Here is an 18,846-nt window from a genome sequence, read left to right on the forward strand (position 1 = left end):
CGTTAGTCGATGGCGTGGTTATCCGGCGTGAAGCTGACTCGCACCTCGGTGCCGCCGCCGCTGCGCGGTAAAATGTCGCAACGGCCGTGCAGGCTCTTGGCGCGATCGCGCATGATGATCAAGCCGTAATGGTCGGGGCGGGATGTTTCGGCCGGCAGGCCGCGTCCGTTGTCGCATACGCTCAGGGTCACTTCGCCCCGTTTGTTGATGACCTGAATGCTCACCTCGCTGGCGGCGGCATGCTTAAGGATGTTGCTGAGCGCCTCGCGGGCGATCTGCAGCAGATGAATGGCCTGGTAGGCGGGCACCGTGCGCGGCCCCAGTTGGTAATCGAGGCTGATGTTCAGGCCCAGTTTGGGATTGAACTCCGCTACCGTCGATTGCAGCGCCGCCAGCAGGCCCGGTTCGGTCAGCTGCAGGCGGAAGGTGGTCAGCAGCTCGCGCAGCTGGCGATAGGCGCCGTTCAGCTCTTCGCGCATCTGCTGCACCAGCGCCTGGCTGGCGGACGAGAGCGTTTCGCCTTGCATCTGCAGGCAGGCGATCTGCATTTTCAGGCAGGAGAGCGATTGGGCGATGGAGTCGTGCAGCTCGCGGGCGATCGCCGCCCGTTCTTCCATCAGCATCAGCTGCTGCTGGTGGTCTACCTGACGTTCGATGGCCAGCACGCTGGTCAGTTGCTCCACCAGAGTGTTGACCAGCTGGCGGTGCTCATCGTTCAGCGGCTGTTGCGGCGCATGTTGCGCCACGATCACGCCGTAGTCGCCAAGTTTGTCACTCAGGCTCCAGCTCAGCGACGGGTTGTCGGGATGCTGGCGGTCGCTGTCGTGCAGGCAGGCGCTGCACACCGGATTATGGCAATGCTCCGGCCGCAGCGGCTGGTTGCCGCTCAGCTGCAGCAGCGGCTCCCGGCTGTCGTTTTCATACAGCCGCACCTGAATGGCGCGCAGCGGCGTCAGGATTTGCAGTTGGTTGAGCAGCGGCGTCAGGCGGCTGCACAATGGCTCGCTGGCGTGCAGCAGGCGGCTGGCGCGATAGAGGAAGCTCAGCATCTGATTTTTTTGCTGCAGATCCGCGGTCTTCTCGGCTACGCGCTGCTCCAGCCCGCTGTAGGTGGCCGACAGTTCGTCGGACATGGTGTTCAACGCGCCGCCGAGCGACGCCATTTCATCCTGATGGCCGCGCTGCGCGAAGCGGCGGCTAAAGTCGCCGCGGCCCACCGCCAACGCCATTTCCACCAGCTGCCGCCACGGATGCAGCAACCGGCGGCGCAGGTAGCAGGTGGTGCCGATCAGCAGCAGCAGGGTCAGCGCGATAAAGCCGGCCTGCACCAGCGTCACCATCAGCAGGCGGCGCTCGGTTTGCCTGTCGATATCCGAGACCAGCTTATCCAACAGCTGCACGAAGTGCGCCACCTGCGGCGCGGCGTCGGCCGGGCGCTGTGCGCTACGCAGGCGAGGTTGCAGGGTCTGTTGCCAGTAGTCGCGCAAGGTGTCGAAAGGTTGCGTCAACCCTTCCTGCTCCACCGAACGCTGCAGGTCGGGGCTGTTTTCGTCGCGCTCCAGTTCGCGGATCAACGCTTCATGCCGTTCATCCAGCGGCACCTGCGCCAGCAGACGGTAGCTTTGCATACGCAGCGAGCCGGCCTTGTTGATGGCATGCGCGTTGCCCTGAATGCTTTGCGACATCCAGGCGGAAATCCCCATGCCGGCCACGCCCAGAATGCCCGACAGCAACATCAGCAGGGCGACCTGATTCACGATCGAAAGCGGGGCCAACAGGCGTTTCATAAGCGCGGGTTCCTGGCATTTGGCGCCGCTGAAGCTCAGGGGCGAAGGCGGCGACGGGGTAAACAAGTCACGATTCAGCCGTATTTTTGATTATCCCTGAGCATAACCCCATACCTCGAATGAAGTACCCATTAGTTTCCAGCGGGGCGGCGAAGCGGTGAGGATGACGAAGCGGTTGATTATAATTTATTGATTGTAAATGATTTAATTTTTATCCGGAACGTACCCCTAAGGGGATGAAGGCGCTATTTGTGCCGCCAACTACTTGCATTCGGGTTGATATACATCAACTTTGCCGCCGGGGCCGCCCCCTAGGGTGTCGGAATAATCCCCCGTGTCTGAGGTTTTTATGTCGCAACTTGCAACGCCTTCATCAAAGAAAACCGGTGCGCTGATTCAGGATTGGCATCCTGAAGACAGCGCCTTTTGGCTGCAGCGCGGCCATCGCATCGCCACCCGCAACCTGTGGATTTCCATTCCCTGTCTGCTGCTGGCCTTCTGCGTCTGGATGCTGTTCAGCGCCGTGGCGGTCAACCTGAACAAGGTTGGCTTCAACTTTTCCACCGATCAACTGTTCCTGTTGACAGCGCTGCCGTCGGTCTCGGGCGCTATTTTACGCGTGCCGTATTCCTTCGTGATCCCGCTGTTTGGCGGCCGTCGCTGGACCGCTATCAGCACCTGCTTCCTGCTGGTGCCGTGCTTGTGGCTGGGATTCGCGGTGCAGGACAGCAGCACGCCGTACAGCGTGTTCGTCATCATTTCCCTGCTGTGCGGTTTTGCGGGCGCCAACTTTGCCTCCAGCATGGCCAATATCAGCTTCTTCTTCCCGAAAGCGCGTCAGGGCGGCGCGTTGGGTCTCAACGGCGGGTTGGGGAATCTGGGAGTCAGCGTCATGCAACTGGTCGCGCCGCTGGCGATCTCTTTCAGCCTGTTTGGTCTGTTTGGTGGCACGGCGCAAGATCAGGCAGAAGGGGGGCTGTTATGGCTGGAAAACGCCGCCTGGATCTGGGTACCGTTCCTGCTGGTTGCCACCTTGGCGGCCTGGTTCGGCATGAACGATCTGGCGGCGGCCAAGGCATCGCTGCGCCAGCAACTGCCAGTGCTCAAACGTGGGCATTTGTGGATGCTGAGTTTGTTGTACCTCGCGACCTTCGGTTCTTTCATCGGTTTCTCCGCCGGTTTCGCCATGCTGTCGAAGACGCAATTTCCGGAGGTCGTGATCCTGCATTACGCTTTCTTCGGGCCGTTCCTCGGTGCGCTGGCGCGGCCGGTCGGCGGCGCGCTGTCTGACCGTTTCGGCGGCGTGCGGGTGACGTTGATCAACTTTGTGGTGATGGCCGTGTTCGCCGCGCTGTTGTTCCTGACCTTGCCGACGGCGGGCGAGGGCGGTTCGTTCATCGCCTTCTACGGCATCTTTATGGTGCTGTTCCTCACGGCGGGGCTGGGCAGCGGGTCGACTTTCCAAATGATCGCCGTCATTTTCCGTAAAATCACTGTCGATCGCGTGAAAGCGGCCGGCGGCAGTGACGAGAGCGCACAGCGTGAAGCGGTGACGGATTCCGCCGCCGCATTGGGCTTTATCTCGGCGATCGGTGCCGCAGGCGGCTTCTTTATTCCCCAGGCATTCGGTACCTCGCTGGCGCTGACCGGCTCACCGGCGGGGGCAATGAAAGTATTCCTGGTGTTCTATATCTTGTGTGTGGTCATCACCTGGGCGGTGTATGGCCGCAAGAAAAAGGCCTGAGGATCAAACTGCTTTCTCAATCCCTCCCGCCAGGGGAGGGATATTTCTCTCATTCCGAGTCATCTCTCCTCACCTCCTCAGTGAAATTTTCTGTCTTTAGGTAAAATTCTCATCTTCGCTTGCCGTTTTTTTCTTTTTTATAGCACTATCTCTCAATGTGAGAATGTTTTCGCCAAAACGGATTATATTATTTGCACGTTTTTTCGTTTTATTGAGAGTATTCTTACATTAAGGCGTTAATGTCTTTTCGCAGATTAAATGAAATTTCCGGGAGGGCAAAGCATAATTAGTGCGATTGTTATAAAATCAGTAATAGGATTTTGTCTTAGATGCAGCATACACCGAGCGGAATGTGTAACGGGGTTAAATCAGACAACTCTCATTCTGTTTTTTTCGGCTTTTTGTAGTCTATCTGACAATCAGATTAGGTGGGAAAACACCATGAATTCACGGATAAGAATGAAATTTCACAATTTCATTTGGTTAACAATCGAACAGTATGGTTAGTTTTTCTTTTTAAATCAATGGGGTGTTCATTTGAATTTTACGGTAACCATGAAAGAAATCCATGTTGCCAACAGGGAAAAAGAGTCATTTGGATAAACGGAACATCCTTAATATGGCCTAATGTAAAAAATGAAATCAGAAAATTTTTATAAAGGCCAATATCCGATGAATGCAACCTGTTGAGTTTACATTTAATTTCTTGAACATTTTTTGATATTTCTATACAAAGTGTGCAGGACAGGCACGCTAAGGAAATTAAAAGTGAATCTTGATAAAAGAATAAAGATTAGGAATCTCGATGTTTTGACTCCTGCCGGGGAGAAACTTCGTCTGCGTTGGAAGGAGTATCAAATTCTTTCGCTGCTTGTCGCCAGATCGCCAGAACTGGTTACCCGAACGGAAATTATAGAAAATATCTGGAAAGGAACCTATTGTTCAGATTCAACGATAAATCAAACAATTAAATCTATTCGCCAAAAAATTAGCGACACGGAACACACGCTTATCAGAACCATTCCTCGTTTGGGTTACAAGGTGGAAAATCAAGCGGCTTTTCACTTTATATCCGAGGATGAAGACTACGCTGATGATGATATATTAAATGGCGGTGAAGATATTGGCGTTGATATTCAAGCGGAACTTTCTGAAAGTGAAAGTGAGTCGTCTGAAACAAACGATGAAAAAATAGATAAGCCGCATAAATCGACGCTGGTTGCTGCGCCTGTGGCAACGGTGGAGTCATCCAAAGAACCGGCGCGTGAAAAAAAGTCGGCGGCGGCGCGTCGCTTTTTCAGCATGCCCGCCAGCAGTGTAGTGAAATACCTGACGCTACTCGCCTCTTTGCTGGTTATTTCACATTTTTCATATGTGCTCGGCAACCAAACCCGCCCCCCGGTGATCAATGATATTCAGAACAACACGCGCGTGGTGTTGACGCTGACGCTGAATAACCCCCATACCAACAGCCCGCAAACGCTGGTCTGTCTGTATCAGGGAGAGAACATGGATCAAGCCACCATCGAATGTGTCGATCCTAAGCAAGGTCATCTGAAACTGCCGGTAAAATATGAGACCTCTTCGACGCCGGGCAAAGGTCGGATTAATCTTATATTGCCGAATAAAACCTTGCAATATCAAGTTGCTTACGATGTTAAAAATTAACGCTAAATGAGGTTTTATCTTTAGCGATAATTTTACATTTGATAAAATCTTTTATTTCATTATTTGTTATTTGAAAGCCAGGTTCGATTTGTCCAGTCTGGAAATCATTACCTAACGCGTATTAGCGTCCTGTCCCAATCGGGTGACGGGAATAATGATAACCTGCTGAGTGACAAATTATGGATAAGCGTAAAGTAGCTATTATCGGGGGTTCCGGTTTTATCGGAACACGCCTGGCGAAACGTCTCAGTAAGCGCGATGATCTGACATTGGTCATCGTCGATAAGCAACCCAGTGCACATTTTCCATCCCTTTATCAGTATGGCGATGTGACGCAACCCCAGACCTTGCAAGAACCGCTGGCGGGCTGCGACGCCATCATTAATCTTGCGGCGGAGCATCAGGACAATGTCGATCCTATTTCGCTCTATTATCAGGTCAATGTCGAAGGCGCGCGCCATGTCTGCATGACCGCCTCCGCCCTGAATATCCGTCAAATCATTTTCACCTCCTCGGTCGCTGTTTACGGCTTCGTCAAACAGGAGACCGGCGAAGAAGGCCGTTTCGAGCCTTTCAACCATTACGGCAAATCCAAGCTCGAGGCGGAATACGTTTATGAAGCCTGGCGCAAGGCCGATGAGGAAAATCGGTTGACTATCATCCGCCCAACGGTGGTATTCGGCGAAGGCAACCGTGGCAACGTGTATAACCTGTTCCGTCAGATCGCCAGCGGACGTTTCGTGATGATTGGCAGCGGCAATAATATGAAGTCGATGGCCTACGTTGAAAATATTGCCGCGCGGCTGGAATATGCACTGGATCAACAGTCAAGTTATCAGGTCAGCAACTACGTCGATAAACCGGACTTTACGATGAATCAATTGGTTGACGTAATTTCCTCTTCATTGGGGAGAGAAAATAAGACGATTCGCATTCCTTATGCCGTAGGCATATGCGGCGCAACCGCATTGGATGTTGTGAGTAAAATAAGTCGAAAGAAATTCCCAATCAGTCGTGTCAGAGTACAGAAATTCTGCGCCAGAACGCAGTTTAAAAGTAATGTGCAAAATAATTTCGTGGCGCCTGTTGAACTTGATTCGGCAATCGAAAGAACCATTAAACATGAGTTTTCTGATAGATAACTTAATCGCACGCTGACGTTATTTGATTATTCCGCTGACAAGCGGATAAATCTGTATTTTTCAGGATAAATTCATGCTGACTTATATCCTGGCAGGATCAATTTTGTTTTTGTTAATAGCGCATTGGGAGCTGTAACTCAAGGGCGGTAGCGTGCTTATTCGCTGGAGGAACGATGTTATATCAACTGAGCGTGATATTTGTGCTGGCGGTCGCGTGGATCCTTATTGCCCGCCGGGTCGCCTTGACGGTGGGATTAGTGGATAAGCCCAATGCGCGCAAGCAACATCTGGGACATATTCCGTTGGTCGGCGGCATCGCCGTTTACCTGACACTGATGCTGATGACGCTGTGGCAACCCGCCTGGCTGCCCGACAACACCGTCTACCTGCTGTGCATCACGGCGCTGGTGGTGTTGGGCGTACTGGATGACCGCTTTGATCTGCCCGTGGCGCCGCGCGTCATGGTGCAGGGAGGGATCGCGCTGGCGATGATGCTGGCGGCAGGGATGCAGCTTTCCTCATTGGGCCATGCCTGGGGCCATCAGGAAGTGATGCTCGGTTATGGCGCGTTGCTGCTCACGCCGCTGGCGGTATGGGGAGCGATCAACGCCTACAACATGGTGGATGGCATCGACGGGCAACTGGGCGCTTTGTCCTGCGTGACCTTTGTTGCGCTGGCCATCGTGTTCGGACTGGGTGGCCGGGAAGATCTGGCGCTGTGGTGCCTGGGCATGATCGTCGCGCTGGCGGCTTATCTGCTGTTCAACCTGAGCCTGTTCGGCGCGCGTAACAAAATCTTTATGGGGGACGCCGGCAGCATGGTGATCGGCTTCAGCGTGCTGTGGCTGGTGTTGCTGGCGACGCAGGGGCAGCAGGCGGTAATGCGCCCGGTCACCGCGCTGTGGCTGATCGCCATTCCGCTGATGGACATGGTGACCGTGATGGTGCGCCGCCTGTTGCGCCGCCAAAGCCCCTTCAAAGCGGGCCGCGATCATTTGCACCATATTCTGATGCGTCGCGGGCTCAATGCGCGTCAGGCACTGGCGATGAGCACCATGCTGGCGGTGACGCTGGCCTGCATCGGCATTTGCAGTGAAGTGTTGCAACTGCAGGAAAGCCTGATGCTGGTGGCGTTTCTGTTCTGTTTTTGCGGTTATTTCGCCATGTTGCGCGAACCGCGTCAGGCGACGATGCTCAGCGATAATCCAACCGTCGGGCGTTAATCCTCTCACGGGCTGCGGCAGCAGCCCGTTTATCACGGTACTTCCATGAATTTTCATTTGCCTCTTTTGATGCCGTTGGCCTTCACCTCCGCGTTGTTGAGCGGTTGTACGGTGGTTCCCGGCTCACATTTATCGACCAGCGGAAAAGCCATCGTCGTGCAACAAGACGACGATTTCGATTTGAATAGCCAGGTACAGGTTTATCGCATGTCACCGATGCTGCTGCAGAAAATGCGGCGCGTTGAACCGGTCGCCCAGCCGAATCCGGCACTGGATCAGCGGTTGCAGAGCTACCAATACCGTATCGGCGTCGGCGACGTGTTGAACGTCACCGTCTGGGATCACCCCGAGTTGACCACGCCGGCCGGGCAATATCGCAGCGCCAGCGACACCGGTAACTGGGTGCATGCGGATGGCACGATCTTTTACCCCTATATCGGGCGCGTGGCGGTAGTGGGTAAAACCGTCACCGAAGTGCGCAGCCTGATCGCCGGCCGTCTGGCGCAGTATGTGGAAAGCCCGCAGGTGGATGTCAGCATCGCCGCGTTCCGTTCGCAGAAGGCTTATGTGACCGGTGAGGTGAAAACCTCCGGTCAGCAGGCGATCACCAACGTGCCGCTGACCATTCTGGATGCGATCAACGCCGCCGGCGGCCTGACGGACAATGCCGACTGGCGCAACGTGGTGCTGACCCATCAGGGCAAAGAGCGGGCCATCTCGCTGCAGGCGCTGATGCAGCGTGGCGACATCAGCCAGAATGAGCTGCTGCAGCCGGGCGACATCCTCTACATTCCGCGCAATGACAACTTGAAAGTGTTCGTGATGGGCGAGGTGGGCAAGCAAGCGACGCTGAAGATGGATCGCAGCGGCATGACCCTGACCGAAGCCCTCGGATCTTCCGAAGGGATCAGCCAGACGGTGGCGGATGCGACCGGGGTGTTCGTGATCCGGCCGAGCGGCGGCAATCCCCCGCAGCGGCTGGCGACGCTGTATCAGTTCGATCTCTCCGACGCCAGCGCGCTGGCGATGGGCGCTGAATTTCAGCTGCACCCTTACGACGTCGTGTACGTCACCGCGGCGCCGGTCGCGCGCTGGAACCGTTTGATCAGCCAGCTGGTGCCGACCATCAGCAGTTTTAACGATCTCAGCGAGGCTACCTTGCGCGTGCGCAACTGGTAACTCAGCAGGGTGAATAAGGAACAGAAGATGAAAAATAATGCGCTGTCCGTGATGGTGGCCGAACAAGATGAAAAGCTGGAGTGGGAGCGTCTGGTAGGGCCGCTGTGGGATAACCGCTGGCGGATCGCCGTCGTGACCGGCGTGGTCGGTGCGCTGGGCGTCGCCTACGCCCTGTTGGCTACCCCGGTGTACCAGGCCACGGCGGTGGTGCAGGTGGAGAATCAGCTGTCCGGCGATTCGCTGCTGCGTGAAACGCTGGACAGTTCGCTGGGGCAAAATGCGGCGACGCAGGATGAGGTGACGCTGGTCAAGTCGCGCTACGTGCTCGGCAAAACGGTGGATGCCCTCGGCCTGACGGTGCGCGTCGAACCGGACTATTTCCCGGTATTCGGTAAAGGCTTTGCCCGACTGAGCGGTGAAAAGGCGCCGGTATTGGACATCGCCACGCTGACAACGCCGGCGGACATGCAGGGCGAAGCGCTGACGCTGACGGTGCGCGATGGGCAACATTACGAGCTGAGCCATGACGGCGCCAAATTGTTCAGCGGCGTGGTTGGGCAACCGGTGGCGCAGGGCGAGTGGGGCATGACCGTTTCGGCGCTGGACGCGGCGCCGGGCACCAGTTTCACCGTGGTTAAAGTCGCGCGTCAAGAAGCGGTGGACGATCTGCGTAAATACCTGGGCGTAGTGCCGAGCGGCAAAGACAGCGGCATCATGACGTTTACGCTGCCGAGCGAAGATCCGCAGCGTGCCGAGGCGGTGCTGAAGAACATCACCGATAACTACCTGCAGCAGAACGTGGATCGCAAAACGGAAGAGGCGCAGCGGATGCTGGCCTTCCTGCAGGAGCAGTTGCCGCAAACGCAAACCTCGCTCAACAACGCCGAAACCCAGCTCAACCAGTTCCGCCAGCAAAACGACTCGGTGGATCTGTCGCTGGAAGCCAAGTCGGTGCTGGACACGCAGGTACAGCTCGAAGCCCAGCTCAACGAGCTGACCTTCAAAGAGGCGGAGATTTCCAAGCTTTATACCCGCGTGCACCCGGCTTACCGGGCGCTGATGGAAAAGCGCGCCACGCTGGAGGCGGAAAAGGCGCGGCTCGGCAAACAGGTACAGACGCTGCCGAAAATGCAGCAGGAGATCCTGCGCCTCACCCGCGACGTGCAGGTGGATCAGCAGGTTTACATGCAACTGATGAACAAACAGCAGGAGCTGAGCATCAGCAAGGCCGGCACGGTGGGCAATATTCGCATCGTTGACGAGGCGGAAACCGCTATCCGACCGATTCAGCCGCAAAAGATGCTAATCGTGTTGTTGGCGTTGATATTGGGCGCTGCAGGCACCGCGGCCGTGGTGCTGCTGCGCACGGCCTTCCATCGCGGCATCAATGATATCGATACGCTGGAGAAGCGAGGCATCAACGTCTACGCCACCGTGCCGCTGTCGCCATGGCAGGCGAAACGCAATCGCGAACAACGCCTGCTGTTGCCCAAATCCGGCGGTCGTCGCCTGCCGATCCTGGCGGTGGCCGAGCCGGCGGATCTGTCGGTGGAGGCCATTCGCAGCCTGCGCACCAGCCTGCATTTCGCCATGCTGGAGGCCAAAAACAACATTTTGATGGTCTCCGGTGCCAGCCCGGAAAGCGGCAAGAGTTTTACCAGCACCAACCTGGCGGTGGTGGTGGCGCAGGCCGGGCAGCGGGTGCTGTTGATCGACGCGGATATGCGTAAAGGATTTTTGCATCGTTGGCTATCGGACGACGCTCATCAAGGGCTGTCCGACATGCTGGTGGGCAAAGTGACGACGGAACAGGCGGTGCGGAAAACCGCCATTGCCAATCTGGATTTCGTACCGCGTGGCCAGGTGCCGCCGAACCCGTCCGAGCTGCTGATGCATCGCCGTTTCGCCGATTTCCTGCGCTGGGCCGGGCAAAATTACGATCTGGTGCTGATTGATACGCCGCCGATTCTGGCGGTGACGGACGCGGCCATCGTCGGCAATCACGCCGGTACGTCACTGTTGGTGGTGCGTTTTGAGGTGAACACCGTCAAGCAGATCGAAACCAGCATGCGCCGTTTCGAACAAAATGGCGTGGCGATCAGAGGCGTAATCCTCAACGGCATCGTGAAGAGGGCGGCGACCGACATGAGCTATTACAACTTCGCCTATCCAAGCCATCGGGAAGATCACCGGCAGGCAGAGGAATAAGCGGGTGAAGGCCATTATCACCAACGCCCTGTGGCTGATGCTGGAACGCGTTTCGCTCAGCCTGTCCGGCATCTTCGTCTCCATTTACGTTGCGCGCTATCTGGGGCCCGCCCAGTTTGGCGCTCTCAACTATCTATTGGCGACGATCGCCATCGTGGTGCCGCTGGTGCAGCTGGGCGCCGACAGCATCATTTTCAACCGCGTCGCCCGCCGCCAGCCGAGCGGCATTCGCCTGATGTTGGCTTCGATGCGTTTGCGCCGCCGGCTGTTCCTGGTGGTGGCGCTGCCGATGCTGATATGGAGCTATTTCAGCCAGCCGCCAGCCAGTCAACTGATGACGCTGTTGCTGCTTATCAGCGCCTATTTCTCGATTCAGGACGTGTACAAAATTTATTACGATGCCCGCCTGCAGTCGAAACGCAATACGCTGATCAACAACCTGGCGCTGCTGCTGTCGATCGGGCTGCGGCTGGCGCTGGTGAGCGTTGCGCTGCCGCTGGTGTGGTTCGCGGTACCCTACATCCTCAGCAGCGCCGTACCTTATCTGGCGCGCCTCTGGCTATTCCGTGGGGAAGCTGCGGCCACGCCGCGGGTTACGCCGCGCCAGGCCAGGCGCTATGGCCGTTATTTGCTGAAAGTGGGCCTGCCGTTGGCCATCTCCAGTCTGGCGATAGTGATTTATACCCGCATCGATCAAATCATGCTGGGCAATCTGGTCGGCGAGCAGGCGGTGGGCTGGTTCAGCGCCGCTACCACCCTCAGTCAGGGGTGGGTTTTTGTGCCGATGGCACTGATCACCTCGTTGATGCCGGGTATTGCCAACTGTCGCGATCCGTTGGAGCAGGAGTACCGCATCCGGGTGCTGTATCTGGTGGTATTGGGCCTGTCGTTGCCGGTGCTGCTGGGGCTGTGGTGGTTCGCCCACCCGGCTATTGCGCTGCTGTATGGCGCCGCTTTTCAACCGGCCGCCGACATCCTGGCTATTTGTACGCTGACCTCGCTGTTCTCAGTGATGGGGACGGTTTCGTACCGCAGCATCGTACTGTTCGCCGGTTATCGCTTTATCGCCATCAAGATGCCGTTGGTGGCTCTGATGAACGTGGCGATGAATCTGCTGCTGATCCCGCGGTACGGCCTGACCGGCGCTGCGGTGTCTACGCTACTGGCGGAATTCATTTCATTCTTCGTTCTGAACAGTTTATTCCGTGGCGGGAAAATTACCCGACTGCAGCTGACCTGTTTTTACTGCCTGCCGCGTCTTGTCAGCAAATTAAGGAGAGAGCATGTTAAACACCCTGGTTAAAAGCATTTCCAAGCGCCTGCCCGATGCCTGGCACCATCAGGTTAAATACGCGCTCTATTTCAAAAAACTGCCGCACCTGTCAAAACCGACCGGCTTCAGCGAAAAGATCATGCGCCGCAAAATTTATCCGCGCAGCATCTACACCACCTTGTCGGACAAATACAAGGTCCGTGAATTTATTGCCGGCCTGTGGGGCGAAGAGTATCTGGTGGAGCTGTATGCGCATGGCACGGAACTCAGCTACGACACGTTCAGGCAGTTGCCCGACGCCTTCGTGCTGAAGGCCAACCATGGCAGCGGCTATAACCGGTTGGTGTTCGACAAGCAACAGGTTAGCTACGCGGAATTGTACGATCTCAGCAGTTCGTGGATGCGCAGCAACTTTTACGAGCAGAGTCGCGAAAAGCATTATCTGGACATCGAACCCTGCATCATGGTGGAACGCATGTTGCTGGATGGTGAGCAGGTGCCGAACGATATCAAGTTTCATTGTTTCAACGACAACCATGAAATTCGCATGTTCATCCAGGTGGATTACCAGCGTTTCGGTACCCATCGGCGCGACATTTTTGATATCGACTGGAACCGCACCGAAATCCGCATCAGCTTGCCGAATGCCGACGAACCGATGCCGCGGCCTACGCGGCTGGAAGAAATGACGCGCTTGGCTCGCCAGGTTGCGCAGCAGTTCTCTTATGTCCGCGTGGATTTCTACCAGGTCGGTGAGAAGGTCTATTTCGGTGAATTGACGTTTACGCCTGGTGCGGGGTTAAGCAAGCTTAAGCCGGAAAACATCGAGCAGGAATGGGGCAGTTATTTTACTGAGTAAACGCTTATGCAGAGAGTCGCCTCCAATTTTCACATGCATGCCAATGTCGGTTATAATCAGTCGCGGGATTTGGTCAATCAATCAATCATATTGACCTTCCTGTTGATCTTTTTCGTGAAAACTTTCCTTACCTCGGGATCGTTCAACAGCGAGCTGATTAATAAAACCGTGACGGGGCTTAATGCCCTGATGTTGCTCTATGTCGGCTATGCATTTTTCATCGCTACGATGGCGGAAAAAGCGGTTGCGGGTTTTTTGGTTCTGCTGTTTCTGGTTAATATCGCCACCGGACATGGTGATTACCTTTTTGGCGCGGTATTCAGCTCGGCGGTGATAATTTTATTCCGCCGCATCGAGATGGTGCGCGGCGCTGAAATGTTCGCTATCGCTTTTGTGGTTGCCGGGCTGTTGATGGTTATCCCCTATACCTTTTACACCGAGGGATTTGTTTATCTTGATGAGCGCTATGGCAACAGATTAACGCTGGGTTTCGATAACCCGAACACCTTGGCGTATTATTCTTTTGCCTTGTTCGCCATGCTGCTGTGCCTGATCGACCATGCAAAATTAACGCGTGGAATGAAAAATATCGCCTCACTGGCGGTGTCGGCGTTAATTATCCCGGTGCTGATGTATTCCTATTCCCGCACCTGTTTTATGTTGGCGCTGTTGATGTTGTTGCTGTTTTGGCTGGCGCCGCTGCTGCGTTTTACCCCCAATAGAAAAGTCTGCATTGCGCTGACGTTGGCCATCATAGGCTTTCAGTTCGCCAGCGTTATACGCTGGGGGAACAATCCGGCATTGGACGCGCTGTTGAACCAGGCGTTGACCGGGCGCATCTGGTTCTCCTGGCAGATGTTTCAGGCGGTGGGGCTACCCAATCCGCTGTTCGGCATGAATATCGAACCCTATAAGCCGGTCGATTTTTTCTTCATCGCCATGTTTTATTCGGCTGGTGGGATAGCCTCTGTTGTCATGCTTTTTTGTTATTTTCACCTGTTGGGGAATATGCGCAGGCTGAGTCGATTCATGCGCTGGGTGGTGGTGGTTTTCCTGCTAACAACTTTTACGGAAACCTATTTTTTGGTCCCGGTATTTAACGTGTCGTTATTGCTGCTTTGCCGTGGAAAAGAAATGATAAATTCTAATTTGGAGGGTTAAGAAATGGATTTCTCGATCGTGATCCCTATTTATAATAGTGCGCGTTACCTGCCTAAAACTCTGAAGCGGATTTTCAACGCTTGCCAAGGGTTCGACTATCAGGTGATTTTGGTTGATGATTGCTCTGACGAGGATGATATCAAATATATTCGCCAGATAGCGGCGACTAATAGCAACGTGATGCTGCATGAGAAAAAACAAAAGAGCAATGCGGCGGTATCGCGCAACCTGGGCGCCAATTTAGCGCAATCGGAGATCGTGTTTTTTCTCGATTCGGATGATTACTTCACTACCAACTATATCATTCGCCGCATGAAGAAGCATGAAGATCGCCATATTGATATTATCTTCGGTAATTATGCAGAGGTGAGCGGTGATTCGGTACGCGACTTCAATTTCCACTACAAATCCGGTTCTTCCGGTGAGGATTTTCTTTTTCTGGAAATGGGTGATATTCGGTCATCCACCATCAGCATGCGTAAAAAAAGCGATCGCCGCTTTTTATTTCCCGAGTTTCTCAACAAACATCAGGATTGGGGCTTTCTGGTCAACGCCACCAATTTGGGCGCGCAAGTGGCGCATGACGCCGGCGGCGGGGTGTTTCTCGACGTGGGGCGCTACGGACGCATGACGGCGAAGCTTAATCTGGAGGCCAGCGACCGCTTCATCAATACCTTCCTCAGCCCCAGCGATCGCCATATCAGCGGATTCGCCTGCAAGCACCTGCTGGCCTCGCTGTATTCGGAAAACGCCCAGGCGTTCAACTATTATTCGTCGCGCATCGTGCGGCACAGCCTGAGCGGCAAGTTCAAGATGATCAAATGGTATGGCGATTGTCTGACGCGGCTGGGGTTGTTCTCGGTTGGCGGCCGGCTGTTGCGCAATGTGCGCCAGGGATTCAGGAGATGATATGCAAGCACGCAAGGTAATCATCGTCATCGAAAATATGGCGGGCAAGGGCGGCACTGAACGGGTCGCCAGCGGTTTGGCCAATGCGCTGGCGCGTCTGCCGAATTACGAGGTGGCGGTGTTTTCGCTGTGTGGCGAGCGGAGCTTCTTTCCGCTGGCGAGCAACGTCCGGTTACGCTGTGGCGGCGGCGATTCGCTGTTCTGGCCATGGCGGCTGGCGTTGGCTCTGCGGCGTGAACGCGCGGATGTGATCATTACCGTTTCCATGGGAAAACTGTCGGTGGTGATGACGCCTTTTCTACGTTTGTTTTGTGCCCGCAGCCGGCTGTTATTGAGCGAACACGTCAGCTTTCACCAGTATCCGCGCGTATTTAAATGGTTGAAGTTGTTGGTTTACCGCTTGAGCGATCGCGTGATTTTCCTGACGCGGCAAGATAGCGACGCCATCGCTCGCTGGGTGGGTGCCGGGAAATGCCGGGTGATCGAGAACGTTTCGCCGTTCGGTGCACAGGCGCCGACGCCGGCGCTGCAGGAAAAGGTGGCGCTGGCGGTGGGGCGGTTGAGCAATCAGAAAGGCTTCGATCGTCTGATCGCGCTGTGGCGAGGGGTGGCGGCGCAGATGCCGGATTGGCGGCTGTTGATTATTGGCGACGGCCCTGAGCGCGACGCACTGCGGCGGCAGATTGAAGGCGCCGGGCTGGAGCAGCAGGTGAGCCTGCTGCCGGCCACCGCCGACGTGGCGGCCTATTATCGCCAGGCCAGTTTGTACGTGATGACGTCGCGCTATGAGGGGTTGCCGATGGTGCTGATCGAAGCCATGAGTTTCGGCCTGCCGCTGGTGGCCTACGACTGCAAGACCGGCCCGGCCGAGCTGATAGACAACGGCGTCAACGGCTATCTGGTGCCCGATGACGATGCCGCCGCCTTCAGCGAAGGCGTGCTCGAACTGATGCGCGATCCGGCTCTGCGCGAGCGCTTTTCTGTCGCTGCGCTTGATAAGTCTCGCCGTTTTTCTCCCGAACGTATTTATCCCCAGTGGCAACAGCTCATTGAGTGAGGACCGAATGGAAAAGATATCCGTGATAATGCCCGCCTACAACGCGGCAAACTCAATCAAAGAATCGATTCTTGGTGTGCTGAACCAGCAATTTACCGACTATCACCTGTATGTGATCGATGATGCGTCCACCGACAACACCGCCGAGGTGGTGCGGCCGTTTATCCACGATCGCCTCACCTATATACGCAATGAGCATAACCAGGGCGTGGCGGAAACGCGCAACATCGGTATTGAGGCGGCGAGCGGGGATTATATCGCTTTCTGCGACAGTGATGACGTATGGCTCCCCAACAAGCTGTCGCGCCAGGCGAGCATTTTGCAAACCCGCCGCTATGACGTGGTGTGTTCCCATTATTACACCTTCGAAGACGATCTGAAGTTGATCAAAAACACCCGTGGTGCGGATGAGCTTATCGGCTATCAGGACATGTTGAAAAGCAACTGGATCGGCAATCTCACCGGCATCTATAACCAGAAGCGCATCGGTAAGGTGTATCAGCAAAAAGTGGGGCATGAGGACTATTTGATGTGGCTGGCGGTGCTGCAGAAGGCGCGTAACGGCCTGGCCTACTGCATTCCCGAACCGCTGGCCTGTTACCGATTGTCTACTCATTCGCTGTCGGGCAACAAAATCCGCGCTGCGGACTGGCAATGGCGGATTTACCGTCAGCATTTGGGGCTGTCGTACCAGAAATCCTGCTATTTGTTCGCCACCTATCTGTTCAATGCCGTGGTGAAAAGGAAATGACCATGAGGGGGATGTATCGGCGGGCGGCTCTGGGCTGTTGCGCCTTGTGGGGCGCAGCGGCTCTGGCGCAGAACTGCCAACCCAATCTGTTGACCAACCCCGGCTTTGAGCAGGGGCTCAGCGGCTGGCGAGCGCAGGGCGCGCAGGCCGACGGCGATACGCACAGTGGCAGGGGGAGTCTGCGTTATGACAATGCAGATGTAGCGCAATACCGTACCTTCAACCAGGCGCTGCAGGTTGTGCCCGGACAGACGATAGATTTCGGCGTCTGGCTCAAGACTCGCGGCGTACGCGGGCAAAGCCGCGACGGCGGCGCTGGGGTTTATCTGCAGAGCTTTGATGCGCAGGGGCGCTTTCTGGAAGGCAGCTATCCGGCTGGGGTAACCGGCGACAGCGGCTGGCGGCAGGTGAACGCCAGCTATACCGTGCCGCCGCAGGCGGCGCGAATCACTTTTGGCGTTTATCTGCGTAAGGGGAGCACCGGTACCGCCTGGTTTGACGACGCCTATGCCTGTGCTCGAGCGTCTATGCCGGCGTTATATCAGCTCGGCGCGTCGGCGCAGGGGAAGGTTGACACGCTGGTCGTCACTTCGCAGCCGCAGCATTTGCAGGTCGACAGCGAATTGCTCAATGCCGAGGGGCAGGTTGTTCACAGTAGCCGCGACCGTTATCAGGTTGAGGGACAACGCCGTATCGAATACCAACCGCCGGCCGGCCTGGTCCAGGGTGAATACCGCCTGCGTCAGCAGGTTACCGGTCCACAATCCCGCCAGGCTCAGGGCAGCGAGCTGTCTTTTCGCGTCGGGCAGCCTGCGGCCAAAGTGGCGATCGACAGCGAAGGTTTTACCCTGCGCGACGGTCAACGGCTTTTCCCGTTGGGCATTTACGCCAACGTGGCTACCGATGAGCATTTGGCGCGCATCGCCTCGGCGGGATTCAACACGGTGCTGAACTATGATTACGGGGAAAAGAAAGATCCATACGCCTTTTTCCGCAACGCACGCAAGCGCGGGCTGTTGGTCATTTACTCCGTCAAAGATCAGTACCGCGGCAGCCGCTTCGCGCCGGCCGTCCGCGGTGGCGACTACGCGGCGCTGACTGCCTGGTACGTGCAGCGTTTGCGCTCTCAGCCCAACCTGCTTGCCTGGTACATCAACGATGAGCTGGGGCCGGAATATCTCGATAAAATCGAGGAAAAAAACCTGCAAATAAAGCGACTTGACGGCGATCATCCGACTTTCCAGGTGCTGAACAAAACCGGGGAGTTGGACGCTCACTTCAACAGCAGCGACATTTTGGCGACCGACCCTTATCCGGTGGGGAACGATAGCGATCTGACGCGCACCACGCGTTATACCGCACTGACGGTGCAGGCCGCCCGCCAGGCACGCGGAGCCTGGGTGGTGATGCAAATCATGGATCACGCCGCTTATGACGCCCGCCGCAAGCCACATCCGCCGTCAGAGGCGGAAATCCGCAATCAGGCCTGGCAGGCGCTGATCGGCGGCGCCAAGGGGCTGTTGTTTTATTCTTATACCGATCTGTTTTACAAACGCAAAACCGGCCGCTTCGACCAACGGGAGTTTGACGCCACCTGGCGTGGTGTGGCTGCCGTGTCGCAGCAAATCGCCGCCTTCACCCCTTATCTGCTGACGGGAAAATCGACGCCGCTGGCGGGAAGCGACCCGCAAATGCCGGCGCGGATGTTTATTCTGGGCGATCGCGCCTTGCTGCTGGTAGCCAATCCTTACTATCGGGAGGGAAGCACCCGCTTGCGCCTTCCGGCGGGCTGGCGGCAGCAGGGCGCGGGTGCGGAGATCGCGCTGGCGTTGCCCGCAGTGGGCACCGCGACGCTGTGGCTCCAACGCTGAAAGCATCGAGTTAG

At 56.1% G+C, this 18,846-nt stretch carries 14 protein-coding genes; 13 read left to right on the forward strand and 1 reads right to left on the reverse strand.

The window, feature by feature from the left end:
* Window positions 1-2: 2 nt before the first annotated feature.
* Complete coding sequence (narX, locus tag L085_RS14230) at window positions 3-1,787, reverse strand: nitrate/nitrite two-component system sensor histidine kinase NarX (RefSeq protein ID WP_015378206.1); 1,785 nt, start codon at window positions 1,785-1,787, stop codon at window positions 3-5.
* Between the two features lie 349 nt (window positions 1,788-2,136).
* Between narX and L085_RS14235 the strand changes: the two genes are divergently transcribed.
* The 13 genes from L085_RS14235 to L085_RS14295 all read left to right on the forward strand — a co-directional run bounded on the left by L085_RS14235 (window position 2,137) and on the right by L085_RS14295 (window position 18,832).
* Window positions 2,137-3,531, forward strand: coding sequence for a NarK family nitrate/nitrite MFS transporter (locus L085_RS14235; protein ID WP_015378205.1), 1,395 nt, complete (start codon window positions 2,137-2,139; stop codon window positions 3,529-3,531).
* A gap of 768 nt (window positions 3,532-4,299) precedes the next feature.
* Window positions 4,300-5,199, forward strand: a complete 900-nt coding sequence (locus L085_RS14240; protein WP_041922254.1) for a helix-turn-helix domain-containing protein — start codon at window positions 4,300-4,302, stop codon at window positions 5,197-5,199.
* Window positions 5,200-5,378: 179 nt separating this feature from the next.
* Window positions 5,379-6,341 (forward strand): NAD-dependent epimerase/dehydratase family protein, encoded by a 963-nt coding sequence (locus tag L085_RS14245; protein WP_031299729.1) that lies wholly within the window; start codon window positions 5,379-5,381, stop codon window positions 6,339-6,341.
* A gap of 173 nt (window positions 6,342-6,514) precedes the next feature.
* Entirely contained in the window at window positions 6,515-7,564 is a 1,050-nt protein-coding gene (wecA, locus tag L085_RS14250) for a UDP-N-acetylglucosamine--undecaprenyl-phosphate N-acetylglucosaminephosphotransferase (protein ID WP_004934672.1), read from the forward strand.
* Window positions 7,565-7,609: 45 nt separating this feature from the next.
* Window positions 7,610-8,743: a polysaccharide export protein gene (locus tag L085_RS14255; RefSeq protein ID WP_031299728.1), complete on the forward strand. Its 1,134-nt coding sequence runs from the start codon at window positions 7,610-7,612 to the stop codon at window positions 8,741-8,743.
* Window positions 8,744-8,770: 27 nt separating this feature from the next.
* Entirely contained in the window at window positions 8,771-10,951 is a 2,181-nt protein-coding gene (locus L085_RS14260) for a polysaccharide biosynthesis tyrosine autokinase (RefSeq protein ID WP_015378200.1), read from the forward strand.
* 4 nt (window positions 10,952-10,955) lie between these two features.
* On the forward strand, window positions 10,956-12,254 hold the full coding sequence (locus tag L085_RS14265) for a flippase (protein WP_044031032.1): 1,299 nt from the start codon (window positions 10,956-10,958) through the stop codon (window positions 12,252-12,254).
* On the forward strand, window positions 12,235-13,083 hold the full coding sequence (locus tag L085_RS14270; protein WP_015378198.1) for an ATP-grasp fold amidoligase family protein: 849 nt from the start codon (window positions 12,235-12,237) through the stop codon (window positions 13,081-13,083). Before L085_RS14265 ends, L085_RS14270 begins: the two co-directional genes overlap by 20 nt.
* A gap of 6 nt (window positions 13,084-13,089) precedes the next feature.
* Entirely contained in the window at window positions 13,090-14,244 is a 1,155-nt protein-coding gene (locus L085_RS14275; protein WP_044031034.1) for a hypothetical protein, read from the forward strand.
* Between the two features lie 3 nt (window positions 14,245-14,247).
* On the forward strand, window positions 14,248-15,153 hold the full coding sequence (locus tag L085_RS14280; protein WP_004934661.1) for a glycosyltransferase family A protein: 906 nt from the start codon (window positions 14,248-14,250) through the stop codon (window positions 15,151-15,153).
* Window position 15,154: 1 nt separating this feature from the next.
* The gene (locus L085_RS14285) at window positions 15,155-16,210 is read left to right on the forward strand and encodes a glycosyltransferase family 4 protein (RefSeq protein WP_021504021.1); all 1,056 of its coding nucleotides are present in this window, start codon (window positions 15,155-15,157) and stop codon (window positions 16,208-16,210) included.
* Window positions 16,211-16,217: 7 nt separating this feature from the next.
* Complete coding sequence (locus L085_RS14290; RefSeq protein ID WP_015378195.1) at window positions 16,218-16,961, forward strand: glycosyltransferase family 2 protein; 744 nt, start codon at window positions 16,218-16,220, stop codon at window positions 16,959-16,961.
* 2 nt (window positions 16,962-16,963) lie between these two features.
* Complete coding sequence (locus L085_RS14295) at window positions 16,964-18,832, forward strand: carbohydrate-binding protein CenC (protein ID WP_226988542.1); 1,869 nt, start codon at window positions 16,964-16,966, stop codon at window positions 18,830-18,832.
* The last annotated feature ends 14 nt before the right edge of the window (window positions 18,833-18,846 follow it).

The organism is Serratia sp. FS14, assembly GCF_000695995.1.
In the GTDB taxonomy this organism is placed as follows: domain Bacteria; phylum Pseudomonadota; class Gammaproteobacteria; order Enterobacterales; family Enterobacteriaceae; genus Serratia; species Serratia nematodiphila.

Coding starts and splice junctions, on each gene's coding strand:
- wecA (WP_004934672.1), top strand. CDS start 6,515: ATGTTATATCAACTGAGCGTGATATTTGTGCTGGCGGTCGCGTGGATC.
- L085_RS14290 (WP_015378195.1), top strand. CDS start 16,218: ATGGAAAAGATATCCGTGATAATGCCCGCCTACAACGCGGCAAACTCA.
- L085_RS14275 (WP_044031034.1), top strand. CDS start 13,090: ATGCAGAGAGTCGCCTCCAATTTTCACATGCATGCCAATGTCGGTTAT.
- L085_RS14285 (WP_021504021.1), top strand. CDS start 15,155: ATGCAAGCACGCAAGGTAATCATCGTCATCGAAAATATGGCGGGCAAG.
- L085_RS14270 (WP_015378198.1), top strand. CDS start 12,235: ATGTTAAACACCCTGGTTAAAAGCATTTCCAAGCGCCTGCCCGATGCC.
- L085_RS14245 (WP_031299729.1), top strand. CDS start 5,379: ATGGATAAGCGTAAAGTAGCTATTATCGGGGGTTCCGGTTTTATCGGA.
- L085_RS14235 (WP_015378205.1), top strand. CDS start 2,137: ATGTCGCAACTTGCAACGCCTTCATCAAAGAAAACCGGTGCGCTGATT.
- narX (WP_015378206.1), bottom strand. CDS start 1,787: ATGAAACGCCTGTTGGCCCCGCTTTCGATCGTGAATCAGGTCGCCCTG.
- L085_RS14260 (WP_015378200.1), top strand. CDS start 8,771: ATGAAAAATAATGCGCTGTCCGTGATGGTGGCCGAACAAGATGAAAAG.
- L085_RS14295 (WP_226988542.1), top strand. CDS start 16,964: ATGAGGGGGATGTATCGGCGGGCGGCTCTGGGCTGTTGCGCCTTGTGG.
- L085_RS14255 (WP_031299728.1), top strand. CDS start 7,610: ATGAATTTTCATTTGCCTCTTTTGATGCCGTTGGCCTTCACCTCCGCG.
- L085_RS14280 (WP_004934661.1), top strand. CDS start 14,248: ATGGATTTCTCGATCGTGATCCCTATTTATAATAGTGCGCGTTACCTG.